Source organism: Streptomyces sp. NPDC041068 (assembly GCF_040647455.1).
In the GTDB taxonomy this organism is placed as follows: Bacteria; Actinomycetota; Actinomycetes; order Streptomycetales; family Streptomycetaceae; genus Streptomyces.
Genome location: NZ_JBEZCG010000001.1, coordinates 769,801 through 779,239, shown reverse-complemented (window position 1 = coordinate 779,239; position 9,439 = coordinate 769,801). Strand labels below are relative to the sequence as shown.

The 9,439-nt window shown below is 72.7% G+C and carries 2 protein-coding genes; both read right to left on the bottom strand.

The window, feature by feature from the left end:
* Window positions 1–12: 12 nt before the first annotated feature.
* Window positions 13–3,402, bottom strand: a complete 3,390-nt coding sequence (gene fabD / locus AB0B50_RS03015) for an ACP S-malonyltransferase (protein WP_362324542.1) — start codon at window positions 3,400–3,402, stop codon at window positions 13–15.
* Window positions 3,399–9,425, bottom strand: a complete 6,027-nt coding sequence (locus tag AB0B50_RS03010; protein ID WP_362324539.1) for an amino acid adenylation domain-containing protein — start codon at window positions 9,423–9,425, stop codon at window positions 3,399–3,401. The genes fabD and AB0B50_RS03010 overlap by 4 nt, the downstream gene beginning before the upstream one ends.
* Window positions 9,426–9,439: the final 14 nt, after the last annotated feature.

The following is a 9,439-nucleotide window of genomic DNA, read 5'->3' as shown; positions in this document are numbered from 1 at the left end:
TTGCCGCTCGGCTCACAGTGCGGCGAACCTGGCCGCGCGCTCGCGCAGCAGTACGGCCGTCTCGGACATCAGCTGCTCGGCGATCGCGTCGACGTGGCGCGACTGCCAGGACTCCAGGACGGTGCCGCGTACCCAGGAGTTGAAGGCGCCCATGGCGGGCCCGCAGTAGATCAAGTAGTCGACGGTCCTGCCCGGTTCACCGCGCAGCGCGAGCCGGAAGCCGCGGTCGAGGTAGGTCCGGAAGGCGTCGGCCATGCCCCGCTTGGGGTCGCCGCCCGCGGTGGCGTTCGCCTCGGGCAGGGGACCGCGCAGGAACTTCTCCTCGATCTGTCGTCGGGTCGCCGCGTCGAGCGCGTCCAGGGAGTCGTGGCGGCGCCACAGCTCGTGCAGCTTTCCCGCGCGCGCGGGCAGGAACACGCCGCGCTTGACGACCTGTGCGCGTACGCCCAGTTCGAACATCTCGGCGGCGGGCGCGAGGGCCACGTCGTGGACGTCGAGTTCCTGGAGCAGGTCCTTGACGGCGGTGCTGGTGTCCGCCTCGGGGGTGCACTGGTTGATGGACCCGGTGACGAGGAAGTCCGCGCCGAGCAGGAACGCGGCGGCCGCGGCCTCCGGGGTGCCGATGCCGCCGGCCGCGCCGACGTGCACCCGGGGGCCCGCGCCGGGCGCCGCGTCGCGCATCCGGATCACGGCGGGCAGCAGCGTGGCGAGGCTGCCGACGGCGTCGTACCAGCCTGAACCGACCTCGACGCACAGGTCGTCGGCCAGCGGCAGTTCCGCGTACCGCGCGGCGTCGCGCTCGGTGACCTGCCCCGATTCGATCAGACTCTGGACGACGCGGCGCGGGGCGGGTGCGAGGAACGCGGCCGCCATGTCCGTGCCGGACACCTTGGCGAGGATCCTGCCGCCACCGAGCCGGTACTTGACGAGGGCGGGGGTGATCCGCAGGAAGCCGGAGGCCTCCACGGTGCGTACGCCCTTGCGCAGGAGGAGGTCGACGAGCGCGGACTCGCGCTGCGGGTCGGCGTGCTGGTGGAGGAGGTTCGCGCCGTAGGTGCCGTCGGCGCCGAGCTCCCCGCGGACGGCATCGAGGCCCGCCTCCACCTCGGGCAGGGACAGCCCGCCCGTCCCGAGGAAGCCCATGCCACCGGCCTTGGCGAGGCGCACGAGCAGGTCAGGGCCCGACACCCCGCCGTACATGGATCCCGCGAGGTAGGCGTATCGGAGGCCGTAGCGCTCGCGGAAGGTGGCGGCGCCGAGGGCGGCGGGGCCGGTGGCGGTGACGGGCTCCCGCGCGGCCACGGGCCCGACGACAGGTTCCTGGCGAGCCACGGGCTCGGCGGCGGACTCCCGGGCAGCCACCGACTCGGCGGCAGACGCCACGGAAGCCACCGGCTCGACAACGGGTTCCAGGACAACAGCCACCGGCGCGACGACAGGCTCCCGGACAACAGCCACCGGCCCGGCGACAGGCTCCCGGAAAGCAGCCACCGGCTCCGCCGCGGCGACGGGCTCGCTCTCCCGCAAGGGTTCGGCCGCCTCCGCCCTCAGCGGCTCCGCCTCCGCCCTGATCTTCGTGACCAGCTTCCGCAGCACCGCGCCGGGGCCGAGCTCCTGGAACTCGAAGTCGCCCCGGCCCATGAGATAGCGGACGGTCTCCGTCCACCGCACCGGCGAGGCGATCTGGCGGGCGAGGAGCTCCTTCGCCTCGCCGGGGCCGTAAGGCCTCGCGTGCGCGTTGGCGATCACGGGGATCGCCGGGTCCCGCAGCGTGAAGCCGTCGAGGAAGCGGCGGAACTCCTCGGCCGTGTCCCGCAGATAGCGCGAGTGGAAGGGGGCGCTGACGTTCAGCGTCACGTAGTGCGCGCCGAGCGCTTCGAACACCGGCTTGCCGCGATCGATCTGGTCGGTGGGTCCGGCGAGGACGAACTGGGTGGGCGCGTTGTGGTTCGCGATGTCCAGGCCCGTCAGACCGTGCTCGGCCAGCGCCTGTTCCACGGTGGCGAGGTCGCGGCCGAGGACGGCCGCCATCCTGCCGCCGTCGGCGCGGCTCATCAGCTCGCCCCGGCGCGCGACGAGCCGCAGCCCGGTCTCGAAGTCGAAGGCACCCGCGGCGAACAGCGCGACGTACTCGCCGAGGCTGTGGCCGACGAGGAAGTCGGGCGGCTCCGGGTTCTCGCGCCGGGTGCGCAGCCAGGTCAGGGCGCTGACGGTGTAGAGCGCGGGCTGCGTGAACCGGGTGAACTTGAGCTCGCGCCTGGGGTCCTCGACGCACAGCTCGCGGATCGAGTACCCGAGCACGGAGTCCGCGAGCGCGGTCTCCTCGGGGAACTCGTCGAAGAGGTCCTTGCCCATTCCCTTGGCCTGGCTGCCCTGGCCCGGGAATCCGTACACCTTCATGACGCCGTCCTTGGGCTCGGGGAGAGCGGAGTGGGAGGCCCGCCGCGCGCGCGGGGCCACCGCGTCGCGCACCGCGGCAAGCGACCGGGTGTCGTCGCCCAGCGGGCTCAGCAGCCGCAGCGACCGTGAACGCGAGCCCGCGGGCAGGCCGTTCCGCACGAAGTTGTGCAGGGTGCCGGAGGGCCCGAGGTCCAGGTACTGGAAGGGACCGCGCCGTTCGAGTGCGGCCAGCGTGTCGGCGTACTCGATGGGCTGCCTCGTCGCCCGCCACAGGTGGTCGGCCGTGATCCGGTCGACCTCGCCCGCGGTGGCGCAGGACACGACGGGGATCCGCGGCGCCTTCGGCTCGGTCTGCGCCATGACCTCCCTGAGCAGCGGCTCGACCGCGTCCATGTGCCGCGAGTGGAAGGCGTAGGCGACCGGGACGCGATGGCACACCACCTTGCGGGCCCGCAGCAGTTCCTCGGCCGCGACCAGGTCGTCGTGGGAGCCCGAGAGCACGAAGTGGCCGGGGTAGTTGCGGGCGGCGACCTCGGTGCGTTCGCGCAGCAGCGGTACGTCCTGGTGGAGCGTCACGTCGTCGAGTACGGCGAGCATGCCGCCGCGCGGCGCGTCGCGCAGCCCCGCGGCCTGGCGGACCAGGAGCCGCAGGCACTCCTCGGCACCGATGACGCCCGCGAGGACGGCCGCGGTGAACTCGCCGAGGCTCGCGCCGAGCAGCAGGTCGGGCTCGATGCCGTGGTGGGCGAGGGTGTCGGCGAGGGCGAGTTCGACCATGACGATCGCCGGGTGGGTGAGCCGGATGTCGTCGAAGGGTTCGGCCGGGCCGCGGCCGGGTGCGTACAGCGTCGCGAGCACCGATTCGCCGAGCTCGGCGGCCACCGCCGCATCGAGCCGGTCGAGGGTGTCGCGGAACACGGGTTCCGCCTGGTACAGGGACCAGCCCATCCGGCTGTACTGCGAGCCCTGGCCGGAGAACTGGAAGACGACGGGCCGGCTCAAGCGCGTTCACCGCCCTGCTGTGCGCGTATGTCCTCGACGCGGAACTCGCCCTCGTGGAAGACCCCGAGGCCGGGCGGGAGCGGCCGCTCGGCGAGGGCCGCGTCGGCGAGGGCACCGACCTGCTGGTCGAGGCCGTCGAGCAGGGACTCCAGGACGGACTGCAGGCCGAGCAGGAGCCGGGTCGCACCGGCGTCGGTGACCTGGTCCCGGTGGTAGGACAGGTGCACGGTGACGACGTTGGTCGGGAACACGTCGAGGCGCAGCGGGAAGCCCATCTTGGAGACGAAGAACGCGGTGCCGGAGCGCTCCATGGTGTCCACGCCGACGTTCTGGAAGACGATGTAACTCTCGCAGGGCAGCGCGCCGTCGGGCAGTTCGCTCCAGCCGAGCACGGCGTCCAGGGGCGTCGTCTCGTGGCTGCCCATCTCGACGAGGGCGCCGAAGACGTCCTCGAGGAACTCCCCCGCGTCGCGGTCGCGGTCCAGGCGGGTGCGCAGCGGCAGGATGTTGAAGGCGGGGCCGACCATGGTGGAGAGCGCCTCGGGGTCGGCGACGGGCGAGGACCGCCCGGCGAGGAGCACGCCGTGCACCACGTCGTCGGAGGCGGTGTACGCGGCGTTCACCAGTGCCCAGGCGCCCTGGAACAGGGCGTTGAGCGGGAGGTGGCCGCGCTGCGAGAGGCGTCGCAGGCCGAGGGTGGTGTCCCGGTCGAGGGTGATGATCTGGCGGGCGCAGCCGTCCTCTGCGGGGCTCGCGGGCAGCTGCCTGCGCAGCCCGTCGGACAGGGCGGTGGGCCGGGTGAGGCCCGCGAGGGCACGCCGCCAGTACTTCTCGGCGGGCGCGTCCGGCAGGGCTCGTACGCCTTCGACGAACTCCTTGAACGGCAGGCGGTCGAGGGCGGGGCTCGGGGTGCGACCGGTGGCCGCCGCGTCCAGGAGTTCCTCGAGCCGGTCGGTGACGATCTCGAAGCTCCAGCCGTCCAGGCAGAAGTAGTTGAGGCTCACCACGACCAGCGCGGTGTCCGCGTCGAGGAGGGCGACCAGGTAGCGCAGGCCGGATGCGGTGGCGAGGTCGACGCCGCGTTCCCGGTCCGCGGCGAGATACGTCTCCAGGTGCGTGTCCTGCTCGGCTCCGGGCAGTCCGCGCCAGTCGGCGAACGTCGCCTCGGGGGCGGCCTCCTCGTGCACCACCTGCACGGGCTCGGCGAGGCCGTCCCAGGCGAAGGTGGTGCGCAGCAGCGGGTGTTCGGCGATCAGTCGGCGGAAGCAGTCGACGAAGACGTCCTCGCTGAACGCGGAGACGCGCAGCAGCTGCATGCGGTGCACGAGGAAGAGGCCGGGCTCCGGGTGCTCGCGCCATTCCCCGAGGGCCCATCGCTGGAACGGGGAGAGTGGATAGACGTCCACGACGCCCGGTGCCCCGGACAGCTTCCGCAGTGCGGCGTCGGCGTCCTCGCCGGTGGCCGCGGCCGGTTCGGGCGCGGTGGTCCCGGCCGACGCGGCGGCTTGCTCGTCCAGGGCGGCGGCCAGCGCGGCGACCGTGCTGTACCGGAAGATCAGCTGCGGCGCGAACTCCAGGTCGCGCTGCCGGGCCTTGGCGACGACGTGGATGGTGTGGATCGAGTCGCCGCCGAGCTCGAAGAAGTTGGTGTGCACGCCCACGTCGTCCAGGCCGAGCACCTCCGCCCACAGCTCGGCGATGACGCGCTCGGTGGGTGTCGTGGGCTCGGCGGGCGCACCGTCGACGACGCCCTGGTCGAGCACCGGCGGCAGCGCGTCCCTGTCGAGCTTGCCGTTGACGCCGACCGGCAGGGAGCGCAGCGGCAGGAACGCGGACGGGATCATGTAGTCCGGCACGCGGTCCTTGAGGAAGCGGTGCAGCGCTCGCACCAGTTCGGCGCCCGCGCGGTTGAACGCGGGGTCGTTCGTCAGGTCCGCCGCGCCGCCCGTCCCCCGGGGCGGGGTGTGCGCCAGGTCGAGGCGGTGCGTGCCGGTGCGGCTGAGCAGGACGGCGTAGCTGCCGTCGGTCGCGTCCGGCATCCAGCTGACGGTGACGGTGCGTCCGGTGTCCTCGCCGAGCCGCCACCACTGCTCCGGGTCGACGTGGGCGGTGGGGTCGGGTGCGGTGTCGCGGACGAGTTCGCCCACGATCTCCTCGCCGTCCCGGTCGCCGAGCCGGTCCCGCTTGTCGTTGATGTCGGCCAGGCGGGCGTTGGGCACGCCGAGCACCGCGAGTGCCTCGGGCCGCTCGTCGGCGAGACGGCGGCGCACCGCGTCGATGCCTCCGCTGTCCGGCCAGTCGAGCGTGACGAGGTCGCTGTCGCGGTCCGCTGCGGGTGCGCCGACGTGGAGGACGGCGTCGTAGCGGTAGCGGGTCATCTCGTTGTCGTGGCTGCCCCGCCGCAGCTGTACGTCGACGCCGGTGAGCGCGGGCCGCCGCGCGCGCAGCGTGGTGAAGAACGCGGGGTGGACGAGGAGTTCCTGCTCCTGGCGCGTCTGACGGGCGATCCGGCCGCGCAGACGCGCGACGGGGAGCTTGGCCGTCGCGCGGCTCAGTTCGACGTCGGCGTGGAAGGTGTCGAGCAGGGCGAGGTTGCGCACGTCGCCGACGAAGACGGCTCCGCCGTCACTCACGCGGTCCAGGGCCCGGTCGAGGACGGTGCGCAGATAGGCGGCGTCGGGGAAGTACTGCACGACGGAGTTGAGGATCACCACGTCGTAGGGCTCCTCGCCCGCGCCCGCGCCGACGCCCGCACCCGCGACCTCGTCGGCGGCGCCGCGCGACAGGGTGACGCCGGCGAGTTCGGGGCGCGCGTCGATCAGCCGCGTACGGACGAAGTCCAGAGCGGCGGCGGAGATGTCGGTGCCGTGGTAGCTCTCGCAGTGCGGGGCGATGCGGGCGAGCAGCAGGCCGGTGCCGCAGCCGATCTCCAGGACCCGCCGGGGCTCGAGGGCGAGGATGCGGGCGACGGTGCCGTCGACCCACTCCTTCATCTCCTCTGCGGGCAGCGGTTCGCCGGTGTAGCTGCTGTTCCAGCTGATGATGTTGAAGTCCGCCTCGCGGGGGTCGGTGTCCTGGGCGTAGGCCTGGTCGAACACCTCCGCCCACTGGTCGACCTGCCCGCTCATCGGGTCCTCGTCGACGGCTGCCGCGGCGGGTCCAGCGCCGGTGCCGGGCACGACGTAGGCCACGAGCTGCTTGTGGTCGGGGTCGCGCGGGTCGTCGCGGGTGACGACGGCCGCCTCCAGGACGTCGGGGTGCTGGGTCAGCGCGGCCTCCACCTCGCCGGGCTCGATACGGATGCCGCGGACCTTGACCTGGAAGTCGGCACGGCCGCGGTACTCGACCGCGCCGTCGGGCAGCAGCCTGGCCAGATCGCCCGTCTTGTAGAGCCGATCGCCCACGGCGCCGAACGGGTCGGGGACGAACCGCTCCTCGGTGAGGTCGGGCCGGTTGTGGTAGCCGCGGGCCACCTGGACGCCGCCGATGTGCAGTTCGCCGACGACGCCGACGGGCACCGGGTGGAGCCCCTCGTCGAGGATCAGGACGCGGGTGTTGGCGATGGGGCGGCCGATGGGGACGATGCCGCGTTCGTCACCGGGCACGCACTGCCAGGCGGTGACGTCGACGGCCGCCTCGGTCGGGCCGTAGAGGTTGTGCAGTTCGGTCTCCGGCAGCCGCGCGAAGAACCGCTCCTGGAGGGCGAACGGCAGGGCCTCGCCGCTGCACACGACGCGCCGCAGGTCCGCGCAGTGCGCGGCGAGGCCGTCCTGGGCGAGGAAGACCTGCAGCATCGACGGCACGAAGTGGGCGGTGGTGATCCGCTCCTCGCGGATCACCTCGGCGAGCCGCGCCGGGTCCTTGTGCTCGTCGGGTCCCGCGACGACCAGCGTGGCGCCGGTCAGCAGCGGCCAGAAGAACTCCCAGACGGAGACGTCGAAGCTGAACGGCGTCTTCTGCAGGACCCGGTCGGTGCCGTCCAGGCGGTAGCGGTCCTGCATCCACAGCAGCCGGTTGACGATGCCGCGGTGGGTGTTGAGGACGCCCTTGGGCTGCCCGGTGGATCCGGAGGTGTAGATCATGTACGCGAGGGTGTCCGGGCCCGCTCCGTGCGCGAGCGGTCCTTCGGGCTCCTCGGCGATCTCCGCCCAGCGCGTGTCGAGGGCGACCACCTCCGCGTCGGTCGGCGGCAGGTCGGCCACCAGGTGCTCCTGGGTGAGGACGATGTCCGGGGCCGCGTCGGCGAGCACGAAGGCGCGGCGGCGCGCCGGATGGTCCGGGTCGACGGGGACGTAGGCGGCGCCGGACTTGAGTACGCCGAGCAGGGCGACGACCAGTTCGACGGAGCGTTCCGCGCAGACCGCGACGAAGCGCTCGGGGCCCGCGCCGCGCCGACGCAGCCAGTGGGCGAGCCGGTCGGCGCGGCGGTCCAGTTCGGCGTAGTCGACGCTCTCGCCGTCGAAGACGAGTGCGGGGGCGTGCGGGGTGCGCCGCGCCTGGTCGGCGATCAGGTCGTGCAGGCAGCGGTCCGCGCCGTCGAAGTCCGTGGCGGTGTCGTTCCACTCCTCGACGATCCGGTGACGCTCGGCCTCGGGGAGCACCGGGAGGCGTGAGACGGCGAGCTCCGGCCGGGCGGCCGCGGCCTCGACCACGACGCGGAAGGCGTCCATGAGGCGGCGTACGGTGCCCGGTTCGAAGACGTCGCGGTTGTACTCCACCTCGACGAGGAGTTCGTCGGCGCAGTCGACGACGCTGATCCACAGGTCGAACTTGGACGTGTCGATGCGTACGCCCTCGATCGCCTCGATGACCAGTTCGTCGCCGGGCTTGAGCTCGCGTGCGGGCAGGAAGTTGAAGCAGACCTGGAACAGCGGGTTCTGCGACAGGTACCGCTCGGGCTGCAGCGCGTCCACGAGGACCTCGAAGGGCACCTCCTGGTGCTGCTGGGCGCCGTTGACGACCTCCTGCACCCGGCGAAGGACCTCGCGGAAGTCCGGGTCACCGGACATGTCCGTCTTGTAGACGAGGGTGTTGACGAACATGCCGATGAGCGGCTCGATGTCGACGTGGGTCCGGTTGGTGACCGGTGAGCCGACCGGGATGCCGCTCTGCCCGGTGTAGCGGTGCAGCAGTACGTTGAGCGCGCCGAGGAGGACGACGAAGAGACTGACGCCCTCGCGGCGGCACAGCGCCTGAAGGCCGTCCCGCAGGGAGTCGGGATAGACGTCCCTGAGGTCGCCGCCCTCGAAGGTCTGGACGGGCGGCCGCGGCCGGTCCAGGGGCAGTTCCAGGTTCTCCGTCCCGTCGCCCAACTGACCGCGCCAGTAGTCGAGCTGGGTGTCCAGGCGCTCGCCGGAGAGGTGCTCGCGCTGCCATACGGCGAAGTCCGCGTACTGTACGCGCAGGTCGGCGAGCGGCGATGGCCTGCCGGCCGCGAACGCCTCGTACAGGGTGAAGAGTTCCTGCCAGAACAGGCCGAGCGACCAGCCGTCGACCACGACGTGGTGGGCGTTGAGCAGCACCACGTGCAGCTCGGGTGCGAGGCGGTACAGGGTGATCCGCAGCAGCGGCCCCGTGGCCAGGTCGAAAGGCCTGCGCCCCTCGTCGAAGATCAGGGCGTCGAGCCGGGCGGGGTCGTCGGTGACGTCGACCAGGTCGACGGGCACCCGGACGTCGTCCAGGATCTCCTGCCACGGCTCGCCGTTCTCGCTGGGCAGCCGGGTGCGCAGCGACTCGTGCCGGCGCACCACTTCCTCGGCGGCGCGCTCCAGGACCTCGCGGCGCAGCGGCCCGCGGAGCCTGAAGCTCATCGGGACGTTGTAGGCGGGGCTGTCGGGCACCATCTGGTCGAGGAACCAGAGCCTGCGCTGGGCGTAGGAGAGCGGCGGTCGCTCCCCGGCCGGCCGGCGCGGAATGCCGGTGGTCCCCGACAGGCGGGCCGCGCCGCTCAGCTTCTCCAGCAGCGCCCGCTTGCGCGGGGAGAGTTGCGACTTGCGCGAAGGGGCGAGGTCTTCGGGGGACATGGGGCGGGAACTCC

Excerpts from the sequence above, each read along its gene's own strand:
- AB0B50_RS03010 (WP_362324539.1), bottom strand. The coding sequence starts at position 9,425 with ATGTCCCCCGAAGACCTCGCCCCTTCGCGCAAGTCGCAACTCTCCCCG.